This is a genomic window from Mesorhizobium sp. WSM3868 (genome assembly GCF_002294785.1).
Lineage (GTDB): Bacteria > Pseudomonadota > Alphaproteobacteria > Rhizobiales > Rhizobiaceae > Mesorhizobium.
This window is the reverse complement of record NZ_NSGB01000002.1, coordinates 581,402-605,215: the sequence shown is the minus strand read 5'-3', so window position 1 is coordinate 605,215 and position 23,814 is coordinate 581,402. Positions and strand designations below refer to the sequence as shown.

The 23,814-nt window shown below is 65.3% G+C and carries 23 protein-coding genes; 18 read left to right on the top strand and 5 right to left on the bottom strand.

Features of this window, described 5'->3' with window-relative positions; translation table 11 throughout:
• Positions 1-238: 238 nt before the first annotated feature.
• Together hrpB and CK221_RS06125 are read right to left on the bottom strand one after the other, a co-directional pair.
• On the bottom strand, positions 239-2,701 hold the full coding sequence (hrpB, locus tag CK221_RS06130) for an ATP-dependent helicase HrpB (RefSeq protein ID WP_095777047.1): 2,463 nt from the start codon (positions 2,699-2,701) through the stop codon (positions 239-241).
• A 52-nt stretch (positions 2,702-2,753) separates the two neighbouring features.
• Entirely contained in the window at positions 2,754-3,644 is an 891-nt protein-coding gene (locus CK221_RS06125; RefSeq protein WP_095777046.1) for a DMT family transporter, read from the bottom strand.
• A 23-nt stretch (positions 3,645-3,667) separates the two neighbouring features.
• Between CK221_RS06125 and CK221_RS06120 the strand changes: the two genes are divergently transcribed.
• The 15 genes from CK221_RS06120 to CK221_RS06050 all read left to right on the top strand — a co-directional run bounded on the left by CK221_RS06120 (position 3,668) and on the right by CK221_RS06050 (position 17,407).
• Positions 3,668-4,357, top strand: a complete 690-nt coding sequence (locus tag CK221_RS06120) for a PIG-L deacetylase family protein (protein ID WP_067003507.1) — start codon at positions 3,668-3,670, stop codon at positions 4,355-4,357.
• 240 nt (positions 4,358-4,597) lie between these two features.
• A complete protein-coding gene (locus CK221_RS06115; protein WP_067003505.1) occupies positions 4,598-5,929 on the top strand; it encodes an extracellular solute-binding protein in 1,332 nt (443 codons plus the stop codon).
• A 100-nt stretch (positions 5,930-6,029) separates the two neighbouring features.
• Positions 6,030-6,977, top strand: coding sequence for a sugar ABC transporter permease (locus CK221_RS06110; RefSeq protein ID WP_095777045.1), 948 nt, complete (start codon positions 6,030-6,032; stop codon positions 6,975-6,977).
• A complete protein-coding gene (locus CK221_RS06105; protein ID WP_067003501.1) occupies positions 6,974-7,924 on the top strand; it encodes a carbohydrate ABC transporter permease in 951 nt (316 codons plus the stop codon). Before CK221_RS06110 ends, CK221_RS06105 begins: the two co-directional genes overlap by 4 nt.
• A complete protein-coding gene (locus CK221_RS06100; protein ID WP_095777044.1) occupies positions 7,921-8,127 on the top strand; it encodes a hypothetical protein in 207 nt (68 codons plus the stop codon). The genes CK221_RS06105 and CK221_RS06100 overlap by 4 nt, the downstream gene beginning before the upstream one ends.
• A 2-nt stretch (positions 8,128-8,129) precedes the next feature.
• Positions 8,130-9,236, top strand: a complete 1,107-nt coding sequence (locus CK221_RS06095; protein WP_095777043.1) for an ABC transporter ATP-binding protein — start codon at positions 8,130-8,132, stop codon at positions 9,234-9,236.
• Complete coding sequence (locus CK221_RS06090) at positions 9,229-10,242, top strand: ABC transporter ATP-binding protein (protein ID WP_095777042.1); 1,014 nt, start codon at positions 9,229-9,231, stop codon at positions 10,240-10,242. Before CK221_RS06095 ends, CK221_RS06090 begins: the two co-directional genes overlap by 8 nt.
• A gap of 51 nt (positions 10,243-10,293) precedes the next feature.
• Positions 10,294-11,934: a dihydroxyacetone kinase subunit DhaK gene (locus tag CK221_RS06085; RefSeq protein ID WP_095777041.1), complete on the top strand. Its 1,641-nt coding sequence runs from the start codon at positions 10,294-10,296 to the stop codon at positions 11,932-11,934.
• A gap of 10 nt (positions 11,935-11,944) precedes the next feature.
• Positions 11,945-12,544, top strand: a complete 600-nt coding sequence (gene dhaL / locus CK221_RS06080) for a dihydroxyacetone kinase subunit DhaL (protein WP_067003491.1) — start codon at positions 11,945-11,947, stop codon at positions 12,542-12,544.
• A complete protein-coding gene (gene dhaM / locus CK221_RS06075) occupies positions 12,544-12,933 on the top strand; it encodes a dihydroxyacetone kinase phosphoryl donor subunit DhaM (RefSeq protein WP_067003489.1) in 390 nt (129 codons plus the stop codon). Before dhaL ends, dhaM begins: the two co-directional genes overlap by 1 nt.
• 19 nt (positions 12,934-12,952) lie before the next feature.
• Positions 12,953-13,255 (top strand): HPr family phosphocarrier protein, encoded by a 303-nt coding sequence (locus CK221_RS06070; protein WP_067003487.1) that lies wholly within the window; start codon positions 12,953-12,955, stop codon positions 13,253-13,255.
• Positions 13,256-13,296: 41 nt separating this feature from the next.
• On the top strand, positions 13,297-14,871 hold the full coding sequence (ptsP, locus tag CK221_RS06065) for a phosphoenolpyruvate--protein phosphotransferase (RefSeq protein ID WP_067003485.1): 1,575 nt from the start codon (positions 13,297-13,299) through the stop codon (positions 14,869-14,871).
• A 7-nt stretch (positions 14,872-14,878) separates the two neighbouring features.
• The gene (locus CK221_RS06060) at positions 14,879-15,310 is read left to right on the top strand and encodes a hypothetical protein (RefSeq protein ID WP_095777040.1); all 432 of its coding nucleotides are present in this window, start codon (positions 14,879-14,881) and stop codon (positions 15,308-15,310) included.
• Positions 15,311-15,336: 26 nt separating this feature from the next.
• On the top strand, positions 15,337-16,323 hold the full coding sequence (gene dhaK, locus CK221_RS06055; RefSeq protein ID WP_067003481.1) for a dihydroxyacetone kinase subunit DhaK: 987 nt from the start codon (positions 15,337-15,339) through the stop codon (positions 16,321-16,323).
• Between the two features lie 58 nt (positions 16,324-16,381).
• Positions 16,382-17,407, top strand: coding sequence for a nucleotidyltransferase family protein (locus CK221_RS06050; RefSeq protein WP_095777039.1), 1,026 nt, complete (start codon positions 16,382-16,384; stop codon positions 17,405-17,407).
• Between the two features lie 16 nt (positions 17,408-17,423).
• On the opposite strand, the gene CK221_RS06045 is transcribed toward CK221_RS06050, so the two are convergent.
• From CK221_RS06045 to CK221_RS06035, 3 genes are read right to left on the bottom strand one after another with little or no spacing between them, the layout of a single operon-like run.
• The gene (locus CK221_RS06045; RefSeq protein WP_095777038.1) at positions 17,424-18,410 is read right to left on the bottom strand and encodes a serine kinase; all 987 of its coding nucleotides are present in this window, start codon (positions 18,408-18,410) and stop codon (positions 17,424-17,426) included.
• Positions 18,407-18,841 carry a lasso peptide biosynthesis B2 protein gene (locus tag CK221_RS06040; protein WP_095777037.1) on the bottom strand — a complete coding sequence of 145 codons (435 nt, stop codon included), beginning with the start codon at positions 18,839-18,841 and terminating at the stop codon, positions 18,407-18,409. The genes CK221_RS06045 and CK221_RS06040 overlap by 4 nt, the downstream gene beginning before the upstream one ends.
• The gene (locus tag CK221_RS06035) at positions 18,841-19,128 is read right to left on the bottom strand and encodes a PqqD family protein (protein ID WP_067324253.1); all 288 of its coding nucleotides are present in this window, start codon (positions 19,126-19,128) and stop codon (positions 18,841-18,843) included. The genes CK221_RS06040 and CK221_RS06035 overlap by 1 nt, the downstream gene beginning before the upstream one ends.
• A 586-nt stretch (positions 19,129-19,714) precedes the next feature.
• Between CK221_RS06035 and CK221_RS06030 the strand changes: the two genes are divergently transcribed.
• From CK221_RS06030 to CK221_RS06020, 3 genes are all read left to right on the top strand, one after another.
• Complete coding sequence (locus CK221_RS06030; protein ID WP_067003469.1) at positions 19,715-21,622, top strand: propionyl-CoA synthetase; 1,908 nt, start codon at positions 19,715-19,717, stop codon at positions 21,620-21,622.
• 122 nt (positions 21,623-21,744) lie between these two features.
• Entirely contained in the window at positions 21,745-22,824 is a 1,080-nt protein-coding gene (locus CK221_RS06025) for an acyltransferase (RefSeq protein WP_095777036.1), read from the top strand.
• Positions 22,825-23,070: 246 nt separating this feature from the next.
• Complete coding sequence (locus CK221_RS06020; RefSeq protein ID WP_348628425.1) at positions 23,071-23,787, top strand: metallophosphoesterase family protein; 717 nt, start codon at positions 23,071-23,073, stop codon at positions 23,785-23,787.
• Positions 23,788-23,814 lie beyond the last annotated feature (27 nt).

Here is a 23,814-nt window from a genome sequence, read left to right as displayed (position 1 = left end):
GGAGCGACGCGAAGCGGAGCGCAGACCCGAGGATCCATTCCGTGACTTCGAAGCTTTGCGATGGTTCAGAATTCTGTTCCGCTGCATTTTTACGGTCAAGCTAACGGAATGGATCCTCGGGTCTGCGCGTCGCTTCGCTCCTTGCTCCGCCCGTGGATGACGAAGTGATGGGCGTTTGCGCCAATCGCCAACGCGCGTTGCCCACTAACGCGAATGGCCCGCCGAAAGCGGCACGAACCTATGTCCCGCGCGGCTTGGCGCGGCTGGTGGCGGCCGCCAGCAGCGGGTTTTCCGGCCAGACATGCTTAGGATAGCGACCGCGCATATCGGTGCGCACATCCGCCCACGAGCCGCGCCAGAAGCCGGGCAGATCGCGCGTCGTCTGGATCGGGCGATGCGCCGGCGACAACAGCTCCAGAGTCAGCGGCACCGTACCGCCCGCGACCGAAGGATGGCGATCGAGGCCGAACAGCTCCTGCACGCGGATCGCCAGCACCGGCCATTCGCCATCATAGCGGATCGGCACATGGCTGCCCGAGGGCGCGTCGAAATGGGTCGGCGCCAGCGCGTCGACTTTGCGCTGCAGATCGTGTGGGACCAGGGACATCAGGCCTGCTGCAAGCGCCGCCGGCTTGATCGCCGCGAAGGAGGCATCGCCGGCAAGGAAAGGCAGCAGCCAGTCGTCGAGACGGCCGAGAAGCGCCTGGTCCGAGACGTCGGGCCACGGCGCGCCGAGGCCGCGATAGAGCCAGCCGAGCCGCTGGCGCAGCGTTTCCGCCTCCTTGCCCCAGTCGAGCAGCGACAGACCGTGCTCGCGCATGGCGTCCAGCATGGCCCGATCGGCCTCGGCACCGGAAGGTGCGGGCAGCATGCGCTCGGAAAGGGTGATGGCGCCGAGCCGCGCCGTCTCGCGCACGCGCACGGCGCGGCGCTCGCGGTCGAAACTCGTCTCGCGCTTCGTCTCGATGCGGTCGGCAAGCGCGGTGCGGATAACCGCCTCGTCGACGGGCGCGGCGGCGGTGATACGGGCATTCTGCGCCTTGCCCTGCAGATCGGCGACGACCAGCCAGCTCTCGCCGGCAAGCGCATCGGCAGCATCGACCATCGCGCCGGAACCGTTGGCGAGCACGAAGCGGCCGCGCTCGCCGCGGGCTCTGGCGACACGATCCGGCCAGGCATGGATCAGCAAGGCGCCGGGCGCGGCTGGCGAGTCTGCCCTTGCCCCGCCTGCCTGCTTGGCCAGGCGTGCGGCAAGTTGCCGGGCGGCACCGGCGCGCGGCGATTTTTCGGCGCGGAAGCGGATCAGCCGTCGTTCCAAATCTGCGCTGTCGCCGCCAAGCCCGCGCTCCGTCAAAAGCACGGCAAGCATCGCCGCTTCCTGCGCCTGCCCGATCTCAGCCGCTTCCGCCACCATGTGCGCGAGCCGCGCGGGCAGGGCAAGCTTGCGCATCGCCGCGCCCGCCTCCGTCAAGCGGCCGGCGTCATCGATTGCATGCAGCGCTTTGAGCAAGACCCTCGCTTCGTTGAGCGCCGGCGCCGGCGGCGGGTCGAGGAAGGACAGGCTCGACGGATCGGCGACGCCGAAAGCGGCGCAGTCGAGCAACATGCCGGAAAGGTCAGCCTCGAGGATTTCCGGCGGTGTGAAGGCGGGCAGCGCCGCCGTCTGCTCGGCACGCCACAGTCGGATGGCGACGCCCGGCTGCGTTCGTCCGGCGCGGCCGGCCCGTTGATCGGCGGAAGCCTTGCTGACGCGCACCGTCTCCAGCCGGGTCAGGCCGCTTGCCGGCTCGTAGCGCGGCAGGCGCGACAGGCCGCAATCGATGACGACGCGCACGCCGTCGATGGTGATCGAGGTCTCGGCGATCGAGGTCGCCAGCACCACTTTACGGCGGCCAGGCGACGCCGGCTTGATCGCGGCATCCTGCGCCCTGTTGTCCAACTGGCCATAGAGCGGAACGATGTCGGTATCGGCACCGAGGCGATCTTCTAGCCGCTCTGCGGTGCGCTCGATCTCGCGCTGTCCGGGCAGGAAAGCGAGCACGCTGCCCTGCTCGGCGGCTAAAGCCGAGCGAACCGCCTTGGCCATCGCGTCCTCGACCGCCATGCCGGCCGGCCGCTCGTCATAGCGGATGTCGACCGGGAAGGCGCGGCCCTCGCTTTCGATCACCGGCGCCCCCGCCAGTAGTTTTGCGACGCGCGCGCCGTCGAGCGTCGCCGACATCACCAGCAGGCGCAGATCCGGCCGCAACGCGCCCTGAACATCGAGCGCCAGCGCGAGGCCGAAATCGCCGTCGAGCGAACGCTCGTGGAATTCATCGAAGATTACCGCCGCAACGCCGGGCAGTTCGGGATCGTCGAGGATCATGCGCGACAGCACGCCTTCGGTGACGACGAGGATCTTTGTCCGCGGCGAAGTGCGGTTCTCCATGCGCATCGCATAGCCGACTGTACCGCCCGGCTCCTCGCCGACAAGCTCGGCCATGCGGCGGGCGGCGGCGCGGGCCGCCAGCCGGCGCGGCTCCAGCAGCACGATCCTGCTTTCGCCGAGCCAGGGCGCATCGAGCAGCGCCAGCGGCACCAGCGTCGTCTTGCCGGCACCGGGCGGCGCCACCAGCACGGCGTTGTTGCGCCCGGCGAGCGCCTCGCCGAGCGCCGGCAGCACGGCGGATACCGGGAGTTCCGGCAAAATTCCTCTGTTCATGGCGTCCGCATATCAGCGGCCACGGTGAGCGCGCAACCTGTCCCGGAATTGCCTAAAGCCTGGTGCGCGTGAACGGGTTCCAGCGCACGGTGCCCAGCCGTACCTCCTCGCGAACCATGGTCAGCAGGCCCGAGGCGCCGAGCACCGCAAGGCCGGCCAGCGTCAGCAGGTCGGGATCTTCCCGGAAGAACAACGAGCCCAGCACCACCGCCCAGACGATCTGCGAGTAATGCGTCGGCGCGATCCGGTTGGCGGGCGCGTATTTGGCCGCGAGAAGCTGCAACAGCTGACCGCCGGCGGTGAAGGCGCCGGCCATGACCAGCCAGATCAGCTGCTTGCCATCCGGCAAGGTGAACGACGTTGCCGCCACACCGAGGCCATTGAAGAGCAGGCCATAGCCGACAAGCACGCCGAGCATCGTGGTGCGCTTCTCCTGCTGCGCCAGCGACCGCATCAGGATGACGCTGGTGGCGGCAAGAAAGGCGATGGCAAAGGCCGCGAGGTGGCCGAGATGAAGTTCGCGGAAACCCGGCCTGACGACCAGCATGACGCCGGCAAAGCCGGCGACCACGGCGAGCCATCGCCACGGCCCAACCTTCTCCTTCAGGATGAGAGTGGAGAGGATGGTGACGAACAACGGCGCCAGGAAAATCAACGCATAGACTTCCGCCAGCGGAATGGTGGTGAAGGCATAGACGCTGAGCACGCCAGATGCGATGCCCGCCCAGGCGCGGGCCTGCACGGCCCAGGGCCGGCTGGTGCGCCAGAAGTCGCGCCAGCGCTCATCGGCAGGCCTTGTGAAGAACAGGAAACAGCCGGCAAACAAGGTTACGAAGAAGCCGATCTCGAAGACGGTGAACTGCCCGCCCAGGCTCTTGATGACGGCATCGCTCCACGAATAGCTTGCATAGGCGACGAGGGCGAGCAGGATTCCGTTCGGCACGTTCCATATCCGGGAGAAAAGAAGTGAAGATACTGGCGCTGGGGGCTCATCCCGACGATATCGAGATATTCATGTTCGGTACGCTGGCCGCCTATGCCGCGCTAGGCGCAGAGCTGACTTTTGCGATAGCCACGGACGGCGCCAAGGGCGGCAACGGCGATCCGGCCGCGCTTGTCAAAGCGCGGCGCGAGGAAGCGACCGAGGCGGCCACCCTGCTCGGCGTCACACCGCGTTTCCTCGGTTTCCCCGACGGGGCGCTGGTTGCGGATGCCGCATTGATCGACACACTCAAGGCGCTGATCGGCGAGGTGCAACCGGACCTCGCGATCACGCATGCGCCGAACGACTATCACGGCGACCACCGCGCGCTGTCGGACGGCGTGCGCATCGCGGCGTCCTTCGAGGTACCGGTGCTGCATGCCGACACGCTGGGCGGCACAGGTTTCTCGCCGACGCATTACGTCGACATTTCCAGCCACTGGGACCTCAAGGGGCAGGCGATTCTCGCGCATCGCTCACAGGGGCCCGAGCATTATCTCAACGGTGCACGCATGCAGAACGCGTTCCGCGCCGGCCAATGCAACGGCGCGCCCGGCGCGCTGGCCGAGGCGTTTCGGTTCGAGCCCGTCTTCCCCTTTGCCGACATCCGCGAGCTGCTGCCTCCGGCGCCGCGGATCCGGCCGGTCACGGTGGGCCCGAAGAGCGTCAAGTAGCCGGCTGAAGCTACGAGCCGCCAAGGCACCGACAGTTATTTCCCAACGATTTCAAGCACCGCCTTCGTCATGCTGCGGCGCAGCAACGAATTCGCTTGCGTTGTTTAGTAAAAAGAGCATCACTAAACAAATTACTAAACATCGGCGGCGCGACGCGCGCCATGTTCAGGCCCTCGGAGGAGCGAGGTTGAGGCTTTTGAAACCGTCATCCGGACGCGTTTCGCAAATGGGAGGTAAGGCATGAAATCGACCTTGAAACTGGCGTTGGGACTGGCCTCGGCGGCACTCGCGTCGACCGCCGTCTCGAACGCGGCGCATGCGGAAGACCTGACGCTTTGCTGGGCGGCCTGGGATCCGGCCAACGCGCTCGTGGAATTGTCCAAGGACTTCACCAAGGAAACCGGCATCGGCATGAAGTTCGAATTCGTGCCGTGGACCAACTATGCCGACCGCTTCCTCAATGAGCTCAACTCACACGGCAAGCTCTGCGACCTGATCATCGGCGACAGCCAGTGGATCGGCGGCGCGGCCGAGAACGGTCATTACGTCAAGCTGAACGACTTCTTCGACAAGGAGAAGATCAGCATGGACGACTTCGTGCCGGCGACCGTCGTCGGCTATTCCGAATGGCCGAAGAACACGCCGAACTACTGGGCGCTGCCGGCCATGGGCGACGTGGTCGGGTGGACCTATCGCAAGGACTGGTTCTCGCGGCCGGAACTGCAGAAGGAGTTCAAGGAGAAGTATGGCTGGGACCTCGCTCCGCCGACGACCTTCGACCAGTTGAAGCAGATCGCCGAGTTCTTCCAGAAGCGGCAGATCGACGGCAAGACCGTCTATGGCGCCTCGATCTACACCGAGCGCGGCTCGGAAGGCATCACCATGGGCGCCATGGACGTGCTTTACAGCTACGGCTTCCAGTACGAGAACCCGAAGAAGCCCTATGAGATGGACGGCTTCGTCAATTCCGAGAAGTCGGTGAAGGGGCTAGAATTCTACAAGGCGCTCTATGATTGCTGCACGCCGCCCGGCGCCTCCAACAGCTACATGGGCGAAGGCGTCGATGCCTTCAAATCCGGCCAGGTGGCAATGCACATGAACTTCGCCTTCACTTGGCCCGGCCTCCAGAAGGACGAGAATGTCGGCGGCGACAAGATCGGTTACTTCGCCAATCCGAAAGGTCCCGACGGCGACCAGTTCGCGCAGCTCGGCGGCCAGGGCATCTCGGTGGTTTCCTACTCCGACAAGCAGGAATCGGCGCTGAAATACATCAAGTGGTTCGCCAACAAGGACGTGCAGGCCAAGTGGTGGTCGCTCGGCGGCTATTCCTGCCTGAATTCCGTCGTCAAGGATCCGAAGTTCCCGTCCAGCCAGCCCTATGCGCAGGCCTTCCTCGACTCCATGGCGATCGTGAAGGACTTCTGGGCAGAGCCGAGCTACGCGCCGCTGCTGCAGGCCTCGCAGAAGCGCTTCCACGACTATGTCGTCGCCGGCCAGGGCTCGGCCAAGGATGCGCTCGACGGCCTCGTCAAGGACTGGACGCAGATCTTCCAGGACGACGGCAAGATGTAAGGCTCCTCCGAGCAGGTGCGTCCCGTGCCGCCTTGGCACGGGACGCAGTTCAGATAAATTCCAGCGCCGAGGCTGACCAGTGACCGATGCAGGACTAACCATGCTCAATCGGACTGCGGACAACGCTGCACGGGCCACACCCGAACCGTTGGCCAAGAAGATCCGGGGCATCAGCGACAAGGGCCTCGCCTGGCTGTTCATTTCGCCGACAATCCTTCTGCTTTTAGCCATCAACATCTTCCCGCTGTTCTGGGCGATCTACCTCTCCTTCACCAATTACCGCGCCAACCGCCCGAACGAAGTGGTCAAGAATCTCGGGCTTTCCAACTACAGGCGCATCCTCGGCGACCAGGATATCTGGATCGCCATGCAGACGACGGCGCATTTCGTCTTCTGGACCATCCTGCTGCAGACGGTGATCGGCTTCACGCTCGCCTGGCTGATCGACCGGAAATTCCGCGGCCACGCCTTCTGGACCACGATCATCCTGGTGCCGATGATGCTGTCGCCGGCGGTGGTCGGCAATTTCTGGCGTTTCCTCTACGAGCCGCAGATCGGGCTGTTCGCCTACGCCGTCTCGTTCCTCACCGGCATCCCGCCGACGAATGTCCAGATGCTGTCCAATGTCGAGCTGGCGCCATGGGCGATCATCATCGTCGACACATGGATGTGGACGCCTTACGTGATGCTGATCTGCCTCGCGGGCCTGCGTTCCATCCCAGAATACATTTATGAAGCGGCCGAGGTCGACCGCGCCTCCAACTGGCGGCAGTTCTGGTCGATCACCCTGCCGATGGCGCTGCCCTTCATCATGCTGGCCGTGCTGTTTCGCGGCATCGAGAACTTCAAGATGTTCGACATGGTCAACCTGCTCACCGGCGGCGGCCCGGGCTCGACCACCGAGGTCGCCTCGATCACGCTGAAGCGGCAGGCCTTCGAAAGCTGGCGCACCGGCTATTCCTCGGCTTTCGCCATCGTCCTGTTCGTCGCGGTGTTCGGCCTTGCCAACATCTACGTCAAGGCACTCAACAAGGTGAAGCAGAGATGAGCCTGACCGCCGCCCATTCCGTCGTCGCACCTTCGACGAACTCGAAGCGGATCGCCGGCGTGCTCGTCGTCGGCTACGCGCTGATCTCGATCGTGCCGCTCTTGTGGATCTTCGCCACCAGCTTCAAGACGCCGCCGGATTCGATTGCCTATCCGCCGAAGATCGTCTTCCAGCCGAGCATCGAAGGCTACTGCAACCTGTTCACGACGCGCACCAGGCAGACGCCGGAATATATCAACGCGCTCGGACCGGCGACCGGCTTCTGCGACGAGACGGTGCGCAAGCGAAACATGGTGATCGCCGGCCCGTCGAACTTCCTGCCGCGCTTCGTCAACTCGCTGATCATCGCCTTCGGCTCGACCTTCTGCGCGGTGTTCCTCGGCACGCTCTCGGCCTACGGCTTCTCGCGCTTCAAGGTGCCTTTGGCAGACGACCTCCTGTTCTTCATCCTGTCGACGCGCATGATGCCGCCGATCGCCGTCGCGATCCCGATCTACCTGATGTACCGCGAGCTCGGCCTCTCCGACACCGCGCTCGGCATGATCCTGCTCTACACCGCGGTCAATGTCTCGCTGGCGGTCTGGCTGCTCAAGGGCTTCATCGACGAGATCCCGCGCGAATACGAAGAAGCGGCGATGATCGACGGCTATACGCGGCTGCAGGCCTTCTGGCGCACGGTGCTGCCGCAGGCGACTACCGGCATTGCCGCGACCGCCATCTTCTGCCTGATCTTTGCCTGGAACGAATATGCCTTCGCCGCGCTTCTGACCTCCGGCACGGCGCAGACCGCGCCGCCCTTCATCCCGACCATCATCGGCGAAGGCGGCCAGGACTGGCCGGCAGTCGCCGCCGGCACGACGATATTCCTGGTGCCGATCCTGGTCTTCACCATACTGCTCCGCAAGCAATTGCTGCGCGGCATTACCTTCGGCGCGGTACGCAAATGAGCACGATCCAGCCTGCAAAACGCAAATCGCGTTGGCCCGTCTGGGCAAGACGCGGCCTGATGGAAAACATCGCCACCGCGATCATCGCCATCGGCTTTTTGATGCTGTTCCAGCCTTTCGCGCTGTCGCTCTACAGCTATTCCTTCGTCACCATGCTCGCCGGCACCGCCATGTTCATCGTCGTCTCGAAATTCCCGGAATAAAAATGGCCGAGATCCGTGTTCAGAATCTGAGGAAGGCCTTCGGCGAGTTCGTCGCCGTGCAGGATTCCAATTTCGTCGTCGAGGATGGCGAGTTCTTCGTCATGCTCGGGCCGTCGGGCTGCGGCAAGACGACGACGCTCCGCATGATCGCCGGCCTCGAACTGCCCACCGGCGGCAAGATCCTGCTCGGCGGCGAGGACGTCACCATGCGCCGGGCGCGCGAGCGTGACATCGCCTTCGTCTTCCAGCTCTTCGCGCTCTATCCGCATATGAATGTGCGCAAGAACATCGGCTTCCCGCTCTTGGCGCAAGGCATGGCGTCGGCCGAGATCCGCACGCGCGTCGAGGAGACCGCGAAGCTGCTGCGCATCGACCACCTGCTCGACAAGTCGGTCTCCGGTCTTGCCGGCGGCGACCGCCAACGCGTCGCGCTCGGCCGCGCCATCGTCAGGCGACCGAAATGTTTCCTGATGGATGAGCCGCTTGGGACCCTGGACACCGAGTTCCGCGATTTGATGGTGCATGAGCTGCGCGAGCTGCACAACCGCATCCACGCCACCACCGTCTATGTCACGCACGACCAGATGGAAGCGATGTCTATGGCCGACAAGATAGCGGTGATGAACCACGGCGTCATCGAGCAGTTCGGCAGCCCGCGCGAGATTTACGACCGGCCGGCCACGATGTTCGTCGCCGATTTCATCGGCTCGCCGCCGATGAACTTCTTGCGCTTCGGCGGTGGGCTCGCGAAGGGTGCGAAGGAAATCGTCGTGCAGGGCGCCAGGGTGACGGTCCCGGAAGTGCGCGAGGATATTGCGCCGGCCGACATGGCGCTTGGCATCCGCCCCGAGCACATCCGCTTCGATGATGCTTCGAAGCTGCGCGGCGCGATCTACGGCACCGAATATCTCGGCACCACGCAGATCGTCGCGGTGGAGACGGCTGACGGCATCATCAAGGCCCGGGTGCCGGCCGGACTCCATCTGAATACGGGCGAACAGGTAGGGCTGGCATTGAGCAGCGCGCGGCTGTCGCTGTTCGAGAAAGGCACTGGACGCGCGGTGAAAACCGCCATGTACGATCAGGCAGTGGAGGCGCGCCATGGCTGACGTGCAGATTCAGGGTGTGACCAAGAGCTTCGGGGAGACAGTCGCGGTCAGCGATCTCGACCTGCAGATCAAGGACGGCGAGTTCGTCGTGCTGCTCGGCCCGACCGGCGCCGGCAAGACGACGACGCTCAGGCTGATCGCAGGGCTCGAGCGGCCGGACAGCGGCACGATCCAGATCGGCGGCTACGATGCGACGGGGCTGTCGCCGGCCGAGCGCGACACGGCCTTCGTCTTCCAGCAATATTCGCTCTACCCGCATCTTTCGGTCTTCGACAACCTCGCCTTCCCGCTGCGCTCGCCGGCGCGGCGTTTTCCGGAGGAAGCGATCCGCCGCCGCATCGAGGAAGTCGCGCGGATGGTGCGCATCGACCACAAGCTCAACAACCGCTCGACCAGGCTTTCGGGCGGCGAGATGCAACGCGTCGCCATCGGCCGCGCGCTGGTGCGAAAGCCCTCGATCTATCTGATGGACGAGCCGCTGTCCTCGCTCGACGCCAAGCTGCGCGCCGATCTCAGGCTCGAGCTGAAGCGCATCCAGTCCGAGCTCGGCGCCACCATGCTCTACGTCACGCATGACCAGATCGAGGCGATGACCATGGCCGACCGCATCGGCATCCTCTCCGAGGGCGTGCTGGTGCAGATCGGCACGCCGCGCGCGATCTATTCTGAGCCGGCAAACCTTCATGTCGCGGCCCGCCTCGGCCAGCCGGCGATCAACCTTCTGCCGGCAGGGTTGCTGCCCGACGGCGCCGCGCCCACCGGTACGACGACGATCGGCGCGCGCACCGAACATCTCGCGATCGAGAAGGCGGCGAACGGCCATGCCGACGGCGTCGTCGACTGGGTCGAGCATCTCGGCGACCAGAACCATCTGCATGTCACGGTGGGCGCCAAGAAGCTGGTAACGCTGACCGATCCCGACACGTCGCTCGCAAAGGGGGACAGAGTGACGATCCGCTATCGCTCGCCGCTTTATTTTGGGTCGGACGGGCAAAGATTGATGTAGCCGGCGCACCCGCACTTTTTTGACGACCGCAGATACGACTGGACGAAATCCATGAAGCACTTTTTCAATCGCAAGGACTCGATCGTTACCGAAGCGCTGGACGGTTTTCTGGCCACTGCCGGCTCCGGCACGCTGGCGCGGCTCGACGGCTATCCCGAGATCAAGGTCGTGCTGCGCGCCGACTGGGACAAGGCGAAGGTGAGCGTCGTTTCCGGCGGTGGCGCGGGGCATGAGCCGTCGCATGCGGGTTTCGTCGGCGCCGGCATGCTGACGGCGGCAGTCTCCGGCGAGATCTTCGCTTCGCCGAGTGTCGAGGCGGTGCTGGCGGCGATCCGCGCGACGACCGGGCCGGCCGGCTGCCTGCTGATCGTCAAGAACTACACCGGCGACCGCCTCAATTTCGGCCTCGCCGCAGAAAGGGCCCGCGCCGAGGGCTTCGCGGTCGACATGGTGATTGTCGGCGACGACATCGCGCTGCCCGATATCGCGCAGCCGCGCGGCGTCGCCGGCACGCTGTTCGTGCACAAGATCGCCGGACATCTTGCCGAATCCGGCCATGACCTGGCCTCGGTCGCGGCGGCAGCGCGGGCGGCGGCGAAGGATATTGTTTCGCTCGGCATCTCGCTCTCCTCCTGCTCGATCCCCGGCCAGACCCACGAGGACCGCTTCGGCGCCGACGACTCCGAGCTCGGCCTCGGCATCCATGGCGAGCCGGGCGTGGAGCGCATAACCCTGCAGAGCGCCAGTGCGCTCGTCGCCATCATGGCCGACCGCCTCGCGGCCCGGCTCGATGCCGGCAGCCGCTATGCCTTGCTGATCAACAATCTCGGATCGGTACCGCCGCTCGAAATGTCGCTGATCGCCAATGCCGTGCTGGCCTCGCCGCTGGCAAAGGCGGTGAAGCTGACGATCGGTCCCGGACATCTGATGACCGCGCTCAACATGAACGGCTTTTCGCTGTCGCTGATCAGGCTCGAGGCGGAGCGCGAGGCGGCGCTGCTGGCGCCGGTCGGCCCGCATGCCTGGCTGCCGGCCAGCCCGGTGCGCCCGCCGGTCGTGGTGGCCACAGCCCAGCCGGCAGGTCGCGACATCGCCAAAGCGGCCAGCCGTGACGCCGGCGCCGAGCGGCTGATTGCTGCGGTCTGCGAGAAGCTGATCTCGCTCGAGGAGGCTCTGAATGGCCTCGACGCCAAAGCCGGCGACGGCGACACGGGATCGACGGTGGCGACCGGCGCACGCAGCGTGCTCGACCGCGTCGACACGCTGCCGCTTGCGGACAAGGCCGCAACTCTCGCCACAATCGGCGATACATTGGGAACTTCCATGGGCGGTTCCAGCGGCGTGCTTTTGTCGATCTTCTTCACGGCTGCCGCGCAGTCGCTCAACGGCGGCGCGCCGCTCAGCAAGGCGCTGCTCGCCGGCCTTGACCGCATGACCTTCTACGGCGGCGCGAAGCTCGGCGACCGCACAATGGTCGACGCCCTGGAGCCGGCTCTGAAGGCGCTCGACACGAACGGGCTGGAGACGGCTGCTTCGGCCGCGCGGAGCGGCGCGCAGGCGACGGCGGCGATGCAGAAGGCGAAGGCCGGTCGCTCGGCCTATATCGGCCGCCAGCTTGACATAGCGGATCCGGGCGCGTTTGCAGTTGCCGAGGCGTTCGCGGCCGTGGTGGCCATGTTCGCCCCGGCATGAAGGACTGGCGATGGCCGCATCCGATTTCTCACAATTGATCGCGGCGACTGCGGATACGATCGCGGCGCATGCCGACGAGCTGACCGCGCTCGACCAGGCGATCGGCGACGGCGACCATGGTCTGAACATGAAGCGCGGCTTCGATGCGGTGCGCGCCGAAAAGGCCGCAATCGCGGCAAAACCGCTGCCGGACGCGCTGACCGCGGTCGGCACCAAGCTGGTGATGACCGTCGGTGGAGCCTCCGGCCCCTTGTTCGGTACTCTGTTCATGGCGCTCGGCAAGGAACTGTCCGCCACGCCCGACCGCGCCGCGCTGACAGCGGCGCTGGGCAAGGCGATCGAGGCGGTTTCGGCGCGCGGCAAATCGCAGCCGGGGCAAAAAACGATGCTCGACGTGCTGCAGCCGGTGTATGAGGCACTGGCGCAGGGCAAGACGGCTGGCGCAATCGCAGACGCCGCCGACAGGGCGGCCGAGGCCACCGTGCCGATGAAGGCCTTGCGTGGGCGCGCCTCTTTCCTGGGGGAGCGCTCGATCGGGCATATGGACGCCGGGGCGCGGTCGACCGCGCTCTTGGTGCGCGCAGTCGCTGAAGCAATCGAGGGTTCTTGATGAGCAATGTCGGTATCGTCATCGTCTCGCATTCGCCGCTGGTCGCCGAAGGCACGGCCGACATGGTGCGCCAGATGGTGGGCGACGAAGTGCCGCTTGCATGGTGCGGCGGAAACGGCCATGGCGGGCTGGGCACCAGCGTCGAGGCGATCATGGGCGCGATCGAAAAGGCCTGGTCGGAAGCGGGCGTCGCCATCCTGGTCGATCTCGGCGGCGCCGAGACCAACAGCGAGATGGCGGTGGAAATGATCGGCGAGCCGCGCTCCCGCAGAATAGTCGTCTGCAATGCGCCGATCGTCGAGGGGGCGGTGATGGCGGCGACGGAATCGTCCGGCGGCGCATCGCTCAAGGAAGTGGTGGCGACGGCGCATGAATTGTCGCCGTCGTGAGTGAACGGGAATCGACTGAATGTCCGCATCCGCCGAAGCCACGGTTCTGATCACCCACGAGGTGGGCCTGCACGCGCGCCCTTCGGTGAAGTTCACCAAGCTCGCCAAGTCGTTCGCGGCCGAGGTGGAGGTGGCAGTCGCCGCCAACGGCCCCTGGTTCGATGCCAAGAGCATCGTCAAGGTCATGGCGGCCAAGGCGCCGAAAGGAACCGTGCTGCACATAAGGGCGCGAGGCGACGGCGCAAGCAACGCGGTCGAAGCGCTGGTCGGCCTGGTGCAGCGCGACTTCGACGAGGATGCTGACCATGCCCGCTCCGCTTGAGCCGGGTCTGCCGCCCTCTCAATCCGCAAGGAATGCGGGCTATGCGGATTGAGGGCATCCCTGCCTCTCCCGGCTACGCCGAAGGGCCGCTGTTCAACCTCGACCGTCCACCGGCTGCTTATGTGACCAAGGCGAGCGAGGCGGAGGAGAAAGCAGCGCTGAAGGCGGCCATCGGCAAGGCGGTGAGCCGGCTGACTTCGATTGTCGAGACGGCCGATCGCGATGCCGCCGGCATCCTCGAATTCCACATCGCCATGCTGGAGGACGTCGCGCTGAGCGCGCCCGCCTTCGCGGCGCTCGGCTCCGGAGAGCCGGCCGACGCCGCCTGGCGGCAGGCGCTGGATGCCGAGATCGCCGGCTACGAGGCGTCCGACCAGGACTATTTCCGGGCACGCGCCGCGGACTTGCGCGACATCCGCGACCAGGTGCTGCGAGCGCTGAGCGAGGATAGCGAGACCGCGGCGCCCCTCGGCGCCATCCTCTATGGCCTGGACATCGCGCCGACGCGTTTCCTCGAAACCGACTGGAGCAGAGGCGGCGGCATTGCGCTCGAGGCCGGCAGCACCGCCAGCCATGTCGCCATGCTGGCACGCTCGCGCGGCGTGCCGATGGTGGTGGGGCTTGGTGCCTTCGCGGATGAGCCCACCGGAAACGCGCTGCTCGACGCCGAGCATGGCGGCATCGTGCTCTCGCCCTCGCCGAAGGAGATCGAGGCGTTCCGGCAATCATCCTCCTCCTTCGCGGCGCGACAGGGCCAGGCGCAGACTTTTCTCGCCCAGCCGGCGGCGACCAAGGCCGGCACTTCGGTGCGGGTGCAGGTAAACATTGCCTACCCTTCCGACGTCGACGGCATCGACATTGCGACCTGTGATGGCGTCGGGCTCATGCGCACCGAATTCCTGTTCGGCAAGGCGCTGCCGGACGAGGAGACACAGTACCAAGCCTACCGCAAGGTGCTGGAATGGGCCGGAGAAAAACCGGTGACCATCCGCACCATCGATGCCGGCGGCGACAAACCGATCCCCGACTTCACCGTCGAGGAGACCAACCCGTTTCTCGGCCTGCGCGGTATCAGGCTGTCGCTGGCGCGGAGCGACATCTTCCGGGTGCAAATCCGGGCATTGCTGCGCGCCGCCGCCCACGGCAATCTGAAGGTGATGTTTCCGATGATCGCCAGGGCCGAAGAGCACAGGCAGGCCGCCGCGTTGTTTGCGGAGGAGGAGGCCGCTCTCGCGTCGCGCGGTGTTGCGCACAAGCTGCCGCCGCTGGGCATCATGGTCGAGGTCCCTTCGGTGGCCATCGCGCCGGAGGCTTTTGCCGACGTTGCCTTCTTCTCGATCGGCTCCAACGACCTGACGCAATATGTGATGGCAGCCGCGCGTGACAACGCCGCCGTTGCACATCTCAACGCTGTCCGCCATCCGGCTGTGATGCGGCTGATCACTTCGGTCGCGGCCTTCGGGCGCGAGAAAGGAATTCCGGTCAGCCTCTGCGGCGATGCCGGCGGCGATCCGGCCGCCATTCCGGCGCTGATTGAGGCTGGCCTGCGCGACCTATCGGTGGCTCCGGCGCAACTCGCCATGGCCAAGGCGGCCATAGCGGACGTTCCGGTGTAAGCACAGCATGACCAAGCCTGCCAAAATACAAGAAGCCGGCGCGGAAGACGCGATCCGCGCGTATAAGACCATCCTGTCGCAAGTCATCGACCAGCGGCCTTCCGGCATGCGCCAGCGACTTGCCGATGCGCTCGGCAAGCATCGCAGTTTCGTCACGCAAATCTCCAGCCCGGCCTATTCGATCCCCATCCCGTCGAAGCATTTGCCGGCTATCTTTTCCGTTTGCCATTTCAGCCCGGCCGAGCGCGACCAGTTCCTGGCCGCCTATCACCAGGCGCACCCGGGCAAGCTGCCGGCGGCTTCGGGTCAGCGCAAGACGCGCCACGTCTCGCTCATCGTGCCGGATTTCGGCGACGACAAGCAGAACGCAGCGCTCGACCGAGCGATCAACGAATTCATCCAGAAGATCACCAGCATCGCCGGCAGGGGCAGCGGCTGAGCGAGGACCTATTCGGGAGGACTGCCATGAAGAAGTTTCTGAATTCGGTGGACACGGTCCTCACCGAAAGCCTTGATGGCTTCGTCGCCGCGCATTCCGACATCCTCGCGTTCGGCGACGAGCACAAATTCGTTCGCCGCAAGACGCTGAAACCGGGCAAGGTGGCGCTGATCTCGGGTGGCGGCTCCGGCCACGAGCCGCTGCATGGCGGGCTGGTTGGCCACGGCATGCTCGACGCCGCCTGCCCCGGCCAGGTCTTCACCTCGCCGACGCCCGACCAGATGCTCGCGGCCGCGCAAGCCGTCGACACCGGCGCCGGCTGCCTGTTCATCGTCAAGAACTATGAAGGCGACGTGATGAATTTCGACATGGCCGCCGAAATGTCGGACGGCGTTCTGCAGGTGGTGACCAATGACGACGTCGCGGTCGAGAATTCGTCCTACACCACCGGTCGGCGCGGCGTGGCCGGCACGCTGGTGGTGGAGAAGATCGTCGGCGCCGCGGCCGAGCAAGGCATGCCACTGCCCGAGCTCAAGGCGCTGGGCGACCGCGTCAACGCCTCGACGCGCTCGATGGGCGTGGCGCTGACCAGTTGCACGGTGCCGGCTGCGGGCAGGCCGACCTTCGACATTGGCGACAACGAGATGGAATTCGGCGTCGGCATCCATGGCGAGCCCGGCCGGCGGCGCGATGAGCTGAAGAGTGCCGACGCCATCGCCGAGGAGATCTGCACGGCAATCCTCGGCGATCTTGGTGACCGCGCTTGGGGACCGGCGCTGCTTTTCGTCAACGGCTTCGGCGGCACGCCATCGATGGAGCTTTATCTGATGTACAACAGCGCGCGAAAAATCTTCGAGAAGAGAGGCGTGACGGTAACCCGCTCGCTGGTCGGCTCCTATGTCACCTCGCTCGACATGGCAGGCTGCTCGATCACGCTGACGATACTCGAGGATGAGACGACGGCGCTTTGGGACGCCCCGGTGCACACGGCGGCGCTGCGCTGGGGGATGTAGCGTCGCGCGGGCTTTTCTGCGACCATGGTCGCCTGTTGTTCGCGATATTGCCCGGTTGATGCTGCCCCCGCTTTCCCCTGCCGAAGAAAAACTGCTGCTCGAATTTGCCGATCCGGAGGCGCCGTCCGAGCGGGGCGGGGCCCTCTCGGCAAGCAGCCTCATTGCGCTGCTCGCCAATGCCGAGTTCCACGGCGTGCTGCCGATCATGCTGCGCAAGCTTCGGGAAATCGGCGAGGCCGATCTGCCGAACGATGCCGCCCTGCGGCAACAACTCTCCGGGCTTCGCGATCAGGCTACACTGGCGACCGGCCAGTCGATGCTGCTGCAATATCACGGCGACCGCATTATGAAGGCCTTGGCCGCGAAAGGCGTTGCGGCTCGCATCGTCAAAGGCCCGGTGTTCGCGGGCAAGCTTTATCGCCATGCTGCCGATCGGCCGTTCACCGACATCGACATCCTTGTCGATCCGGCCAGCATCGGCGAGGCCAACAACGTGATCGCCGAATGCGGCTTCAAGCTTGCCAGTGGCGAGGCCGAATCGCATGAGTTGCAGGAGTTCAAGTGGCTGGAGAAGGAGAACTCCAGTCTGCTGATCGAGCTGCATGGCAATCTGGTGCATGACACGGGCATGCGGCGGCGCCTGTCGCTCGGCTTCCGCGAGTTGCAGATCATTGACGGCGGCGGGGCCGACACGCCGGCGTCGCTGCTCACCATCGCCATCGTTCATGCCGCCGGAGGCCACAAATTTCACCGGCTGCAGCTCTGTCTCGACGTGCTGCAAGGTGTGCGCGCGCTGCAATCGCCGGAAGCCGAAGCGCGCCTTCTCGAAGCCGCGCGTATGACCGGCATCGAGCTCGAGCTGGCGACCGTGCTCAACGTGACAGGGCGGCTGTTCGACGAGCCGCGCGCGATCGCCCTTGCCAACCGCATCAAGCCCGATCTGTCGATACGGCTCGCCAAATGGCTGATCACCGGCAACGTGCTGCTCAGAGTCAATTCGCGGGACAAGATGCGCTCGCGCCTTAGCCGCGACGCCTTCCGATGGGTCCAGCGGCTTGCCCGGCCAAGGCCCTATCCGGCCTGAAAGCCCGTTTGGAGATCTACTTCTCCACCGCGCCGCGGATCAGCCCCGCTGCATCGGCCGGGCTCGAGCCGACTTCCAGGGTGAAAGTGGGGACGGCCCTGACCAGCGCCGCGATCGACGCCATCCGCCGTTTCTGCATCGGCAACAGGCCGGTCAGGCCGGTCCTGACATTGTCGGTGGCAAGCGCGACCATCGCATCGGTCCTGGCCAAGGGCGTGAGCCGGGTGTGGCCGTCGGTCGAGCGCGCCAGATGCAGCAGCGCCGAGACCGGCCTGGGACGGACGTCCTCGATGCGAATGATCTCGGCGAGACGCTCCAGCGAGACGGCCTGCTCGCCCTCGGCGTCCCATCTGTCGCCAAGGCAGGGCGAGAGGAAGGGCAGCATCGCCGCGGTGTTGCGATGAATTTTTACCTTGCGCGGCATGCCCCAGGCCAGGGTGCCTTCAGATGTTGCGCCGAGGATCATCACATCGTCCGAGCATAGGCCGAAGCCCTGCGATGCCAGCGCCATTGAAGTCGTCGACTTGCCGGTGCCGCTCGGCGCATGGATTAGCACGAGCGCCCTGCTATCGGGCAGCGTCAGACCGGCGGTATGGAGCATGTACTGCCCGCCGGAATCGAGCGCGGCATCCAGCACCATCATCAGCAGCGTCCATTTGACCTTGCTGTCGGGATGAACGCGGATTTCGGCCGCACCCTCGTCGGCACGGATCGAGGCCGTCTGGAGGCCGGGAAAGACCAGATGGACCACGTCGCCGGCGTCGATGATGCGGCAATGGCCGTCCAGCGGCACTTCGCCGTCGAAGGCGAGCTTCCCTTCCGGGTTTTCGGGCAGCGCCGACGTTTCGAGGATATCGATGCGAAAGCCGGGTTCGACCGCTTCATTGACGCGCAATGTGCCGAGCATCAGATCGAAGCTCGGCCAGAGCTCGGCGCGCTCTGCCGATATGCCGATGACCTGGCCGTTGAGGTCATAGCAAACGGTGGCTGCGGCGCCGGTCAAGCGGCGCGCGCCTTCACGCTGCCGCCGGGGTGGCGATAGATTTCAACCATGTCGGGAAGGCTGTCGCTGACCACCGGCTTGCCGTCGAGGCAAACCCAGCAATGCGCCGAAAGGCGCGGCTCATGCATCGATTTGGCATCGACACCGAAATGGAGGTCGGGGTTGAAACCCGCCATCCGCAGGAAGCGGAAACCGAGCAGCCCTTCCCTCAGGCATCTGCGATCACGCATCACCCAGGGATGCCGAACCGTGCGGTTGACGCGGCTGACGACGTAGCTCCATGGCAGGCCACGATAGGGTGTGGGCAATTGCAGCGGCGCCAATTTCAGCACGCTTTCGAAATCGCGCCGGGCGACCAGTACCGGTATCAGCCGGGCGCTGAGCCACAGATGAGTGCGGAACAGGGCGCGCAGGAACGGTCCGCCGGCCATCACGCGCCCGGGTCGGCAAGGATGCCTTCGGCCACCAGCTCGGCGGCCAGCGCCGTCATGTCGTCGCCGAGCGTCGCCTTGTCGACCTCGAATTCTTCCGACAGCAGATCGACGATGTGGTCGAGGCTGCGGGCGCCGTCGACCTTGTCGAGGAACGCTTCAGTGGTGCCGTTGCAGGTGTAAAGCTGGCCGCTGCGCGCCAGAAGCACCACGGCGCCGTCGCCGACATGCTGCACGGAGGCGTCGTCCGCCATCCGCAGAACCGTTTCAAAGGCGATTTCAGCCATACGCCCGCTCCCTATGCCGAACTGCAATTAGCGCGGCATGCCGTCGCTGTCCATTGCCAAGCGGGCAACGCTGCGTGTCAGACGGCCGGGCCTATCGGGCCGCTCAGGCCCGCAACGATGCTCGACAGCTTCCCGCGCCTGACCGGAACCGGTTTTTCGTAAGTTCTTTTCGTCAACACTTCCCCGGAAAGACTATCCAACTCGCGCGAGAATGATGGTGGGCTGGAACCACTATCAAGCCGCCGTTCGCGCCAGGGTTGCCATCTTTCCCATAAGTAAGCTAAGAGTCTGCCGGCTTTTTGGGGAGTGGACAGTATGCGTTACAACTGGGATCGCGCTCCGACGGCATTCGAACGCCATCGGAAGGCATTGGCGGCCGCCATTCTAATAGCCGGCGGTGTCGGGCTGATGCTGGCAGCACTGCCGCTCTAAGCCGAATTCACTTGCTGACGTCATAGCGCGCTCCGATCCGGGAGCGGCTGGATCCGTTTGCCGGCAACGCCGACCAAAATGCGAGGAGACATGGCCGGCCAAAGCGGCTTAGGCTATTGCCATACGACGGAATGTTCCTGGGGAGGAAAAGTCGATGGCCTCACGCTACCACGAAGTCTATGAGGGCTGGAAACGCGACCCCATAGCGTTCTGGGCCGAAGCGGCCAAAGCGATCGACTGGTATTCGCCAGCCGAAAAAGTCTTCGATCCGGCGGCGGGCGTCTATGGCCGCTGGTTCACCGGCGCCACCTGCAACACCTGCTTCAATGCCATCGACCGCCACGTGGCGGGGGGGCGCGCCGACCAGCTGGCGCTGATCCATGACAGCGCGATCACCGGCACGATCCGGAAATTCACCTATGCCGAACTGAAGCGCGAGGTGGTCGCGCTCGCCTCTGTCCTCAAGAACCGTGACATCGGCAAGGGCGATCGCGTGATCATCTATATGCCGATGGTGGCGGAAGCGGCGATCGCCATGCTCGCCTCGGCCCGCATCGGCGCCGTGCATTCGGTGGTGTTCGGCGGCTTCGCCTCGCATGAGCTCGCGACCCGCATCGACGACGCCAGGCCGAAGCTGATCATCACCGCCTCCTGCGGCCTGGAGCCGGGACGCGTCGTCGCCTACAAGCCGCTGCTCGACAAGGCGATCGAGATGTCGAAGCACAAGCCCGATGCCTGCCTGATCCTGCAGCGCGAGCAATTGCACTGTGAGATGAAGGACAATTACGACATCGACTATGCCGATGCGGTCGCCCGCGAGCGCGCCGCCGGCGCCAATGTCGACTGCGTTCCGGTCTTGGCCACCGACCCGCTCTACATCATCTACACCTCCGGCACGACCGGGCAGCCGAAGGGCATCGTGCGCGACAATGGCGGTCACATGGTCGCGCTGAAATGGACGATGGACAACGAGTTCGGCGTCAACCCCGGCGAGGTGTTCTGGGCGGCCTCGGACGTCGGTTGGGTGGTCGGCCATTCCTACATCGTCTATGGGCCGCTTCTGCATGGCTGCACCAGCGTGCTCTTCGAAGGCAAGCCGATCGGCACGCCGGACGCCGGCACCTACTGGCGGGTGATCTCTGAGCATGGCGTGGTGGCGCTGTTCACGGCGCCGACCGCCTTCCGCGCCATCAAGGGGCAGGATCCGCGCGGCGAGTTCGTGCCGAAATACGATCTGTCGAAATTCCGCACGCTGTTCCTCGCCGGCGAGCGCGCCGACCCCGAGACCATCAAATGGGCGGAGCAGAAGCTCAACCGTCCGGTGATCGACCATTGGTGGCAGACCGAGACCGGCTCGCCAATGACCATCAACCCGGCCGGGCTCGGGCTTTTGCCGGTGAAATACGGCTCGCCGGGCGTGCCGATGCCGGGCTACGATATTCGCATTCTCGACGATGCCGGCCACGAGGTGCCGCGCGGCACGCTCGGCAATGTCGTGGTCAAGCTGCCGCTGCCGGCAGGCTGCCTGCCGACGCTCTGGAACGCCGACGCCCGCTTCCGCCAAGCCTATCTCGAGGAGTTCCCCGGCTTCTACAAGACGGCCGACGCCGGCATGATGGACGAGGACGGCTATCTCTACGTCATGGCCCGCACCGACGACATCATCAACGTCGCCGGGCACCGCCTCTCGACGGGCGCGATGGAGGAGGTGCTGGCCGCGCATCCGGACGTCGCCGAATGCGCCGTGATCGGCGTCGCCGACGCGATGAAAGGCCAGGTGCCGCTCGGCTTCGTCGTGCTCAACGCCGGTGTGGCGCGCGACACCGGCGCCATCGAAAGCGAGGTGGTGGGCCTGGTGCGCGAGCGGATCGGACCGGTCGCAGCCTTCAAGACGGTGGTGACGATCAAGCGGCTGCCGAAGACGCGCTCCGGCAAGATCCTGCGCGGCACGATGCAGAAGATCGCCGACAAGGAGGAATGGACGATGCCGGCGACCATCGACGATCCCGCGATCCTCGACGAGATCACGGCGGCGCTCAAGGGGCGCGGCATCGGAATCTAGCCGTCTCGCGGGATCGCAGCGCGAGGCAGCCTAGCGAATTCATCCTGCGCTGCAATCGACTGTTGTGCAATGCAGCAGCACCCCCTAGAAGTCTGCCCGGGGGGCCGTTCCGAAGGCACGGCATGGCTCAGCACAAGACCACATTCGGCGGCGTCGACATTTTGCGTTTCCTCGCCGCCGTCATGGTGATGTTCTATCACTACGGCTTCTGGGTATGGGCGTTTCCCGACGGCGTGTCGGCGCGCTCGACCGGCGGCATCCCTGCCCATCCCGAAATGGCGTTTGTCGGCTCCGGCTGGGTCGGCGTTCAGGTGTTCTTCGTCATCAGCGGCTTCGTCATCGCATTCAGCGCCGAGAATTCGACGCCGCTGAAGTTCTTCGAAGCCCGTGTCAGACGGCTGGCGCCGGCGGTCTGGGTCTGCGCGCCCATCTCCGCGATCGTGCTGCTGATGGTCGGTCTTTCCTGGCCGACCGATGCCGTGGTGCGACTTGCCCGCACGGCGCTGTTCGTGCCGTTCGAGCCATGGGTCGACAGTGTCTACTGGACGCTCGGCATCGAGATCGCCTTCTACGCCATCGTCTGGACCCTGCTGCGGTTCGGCCGATTCGACCTGATGGAAGCTGTCGCCGTCATCATCGGCCTGGTCAGCACGCTGTTCTGGTGTCTCTATTTCGCCTTCGCCTGGACCGATCTCGCGGAGGCGCGCTGGCTGCAGCTCACCCTGGTGCATCACGGCGCGTTCTTCGCGGTCGGCGTGCTCATCTGGCTGATGCGCTTCAAGGCGGTGACAGCGGCACGACTCTGCTTCTCGGCGCTGTTTCTCGCCGGCGGAGCGCTGCAGATCGTAAGCTCGGTCGACGTGCACAGCATCAAGGTGGAAGCGGCGATGCCCTATGCGCCGCCGATCATCATCTTCCTGGCCGCGGTGGCGCTGATGGCTTGGTCGCTGCGCCTCAACCTTTCCTGGCGCGGCTGGCGCCGGATCGGGCTGATGACCTATCCCCTCTACCTCATCCACGATGTCGTCGGCGCGGCGCTGCTCGGCGTCCTGATCCGCGCCGGCGTGCCATATCTGGTTTCGATGCCGATCGTCGGCACCGCCATGGTCGCGGCAAGCTGGCTGGTGGCGGCCGAGGCCGAGCCGCGCGTCCGCATGCTGCTCGACCGCACGCTTTTCCGCTATCGGCTCAAAGCAGCCTAAAGCGCATCGCGCTGAAACGGAGTCAGGCGACGCTTTTCGGGGTATTGATGCACGTCGTTTTGCCAAGACCGCTGCGCCTTTTTGGCGATGTGCATCGAGCAGCCCGGTGTGGAAATGTTTGCATTCGACATGATATCGAGGCTGGTCCACGCTCCGTGGCATGACCCTAGTTTGAGTACCGAGCCTCAATCCGTGAGCCTGTTCCAACGATCGAGACGACCCCGGCCCTTGCCGCGCGAACGGCTGATGATGGATATGCGCGACACGGTGGTCTACGCGATCGGCGACGTGCATGGCTGCTACGACGAGCTGCGCACGCTGGAGGGGAAGATCGAGCTCGACGCGCTGCAGTTCCGCGGCCGCAAGATCATCATCATGCTCGGCGACTATGTCGACCGCGGGCCCAATTCGCGGCGCGTGGTCGAGCATTTGATGGCACCGCCGCCAGAAGGTTTCATGCGCGTGTGCCTTGCCGGGAACCACGAAGTGGCGATGCTCGCCTATCTCGACGGCCATCTGTCACTGGAGCCGTGGCTCCGCGTCGGCGGACGGGAAACGCTGTTCTCCTACGGTATCGATCCCGACCGCCTGGCCGATTTGTACGGATCGAGCGAAGAGGTAGACGAGCGTATCCGGGAGGCCATTCCGGCCACCCACGTCGCCTTCATGCGCACGCTGCCGGTGATGATCTGTTCGGAGCGGTTCCTTTTCGTCCATGCCGGCATCCGGCCCGGCATCGCGCTCGAAGCGCAGGACGAGGCCGACCTGCTCAACATACGATCCGAGTTCCTGGCGGCGGCTCACCGCCTCGATCGCTGGGTCGTGCACGGACATACGATCGTGGACGTTCCGACGCTCGACGGGCGCCGGCTCGGCATCGACACCGGCGCCTTCCAGAGCGGCCGGCTGACCGCCCTCAGGATCGTCGGCCAATATGGGCGGCTGCTGTCGACCGGAGAATAACCGCCGCGGCTTTTCGTCGGATGAACT

Coding starts and splice junctions, on each gene's coding strand:
- hrpB (WP_095777047.1), bottom strand. CDS start 2,701: ATGAACAGAGGAATTTTGCCGGAACTCCCGGTATCCGCCGTGCTGCCG.
- CK221_RS06090 (WP_095777042.1), top strand. CDS start 9,229: ATGGCTGACGTGCAGATTCAGGGTGTGACCAAGAGCTTCGGGGAGACA.
- CK221_RS06105 (WP_067003501.1), top strand. CDS start 6,974: ATGAGCCTGACCGCCGCCCATTCCGTCGTCGCACCTTCGACGAACTCG.
- CK221_RS06110 (WP_095777045.1), top strand. CDS start 6,030: ATGCTCAATCGGACTGCGGACAACGCTGCACGGGCCACACCCGAACCG.
- CK221_RS06025 (WP_095777036.1), top strand. CDS start 21,745: ATGGCTCAGCACAAGACCACATTCGGCGGCGTCGACATTTTGCGTTTC.
- CK221_RS06040 (WP_095777037.1), bottom strand. CDS start 18,841: ATGGCCGGCGGACCGTTCCTGCGCGCCCTGTTCCGCACTCATCTGTGG.
- CK221_RS06060 (WP_095777040.1), top strand. CDS start 14,879: ATGACCAAGCCTGCCAAAATACAAGAAGCCGGCGCGGAAGACGCGATC.
- dhaL (WP_067003491.1), top strand. CDS start 11,945: ATGGCCGCATCCGATTTCTCACAATTGATCGCGGCGACTGCGGATACG.
- CK221_RS06095 (WP_095777043.1), top strand. CDS start 8,130: ATGGCCGAGATCCGTGTTCAGAATCTGAGGAAGGCCTTCGGCGAGTTC.
- CK221_RS06035 (WP_067324253.1), bottom strand. CDS start 19,128: ATGGCTGAAATCGCCTTTGAAACGGTTCTGCGGATGGCGGACGACGCC.
- CK221_RS06115 (WP_067003505.1), top strand. CDS start 4,598: ATGAAATCGACCTTGAAACTGGCGTTGGGACTGGCCTCGGCGGCACTC.
- dhaK (WP_067003481.1), top strand. CDS start 15,337: ATGAAGAAGTTTCTGAATTCGGTGGACACGGTCCTCACCGAAAGCCTT.
- CK221_RS06100 (WP_095777044.1), top strand. CDS start 7,921: ATGAGCACGATCCAGCCTGCAAAACGCAAATCGCGTTGGCCCGTCTGG.
- CK221_RS06020 (WP_348628425.1), top strand. CDS start 23,071: ATGATGGATATGCGCGACACGGTGGTCTACGCGATCGGCGACGTGCAT.
- CK221_RS06085 (WP_095777041.1), top strand. CDS start 10,294: ATGAAGCACTTTTTCAATCGCAAGGACTCGATCGTTACCGAAGCGCTG.
- CK221_RS06050 (WP_095777039.1), top strand. CDS start 16,382: ATGCTGCCCCCGCTTTCCCCTGCCGAAGAAAAACTGCTGCTCGAATTT.
- dhaM (WP_067003489.1), top strand. CDS start 12,544: ATGAGCAATGTCGGTATCGTCATCGTCTCGCATTCGCCGCTGGTCGCC.
- ptsP (WP_067003485.1), top strand. CDS start 13,297: ATGCGGATTGAGGGCATCCCTGCCTCTCCCGGCTACGCCGAAGGGCCG.
- CK221_RS06070 (WP_067003487.1), top strand. CDS start 12,953: ATGTCCGCATCCGCCGAAGCCACGGTTCTGATCACCCACGAGGTGGGC.
- CK221_RS06030 (WP_067003469.1), top strand. CDS start 19,715: ATGGCCTCACGCTACCACGAAGTCTATGAGGGCTGGAAACGCGACCCC.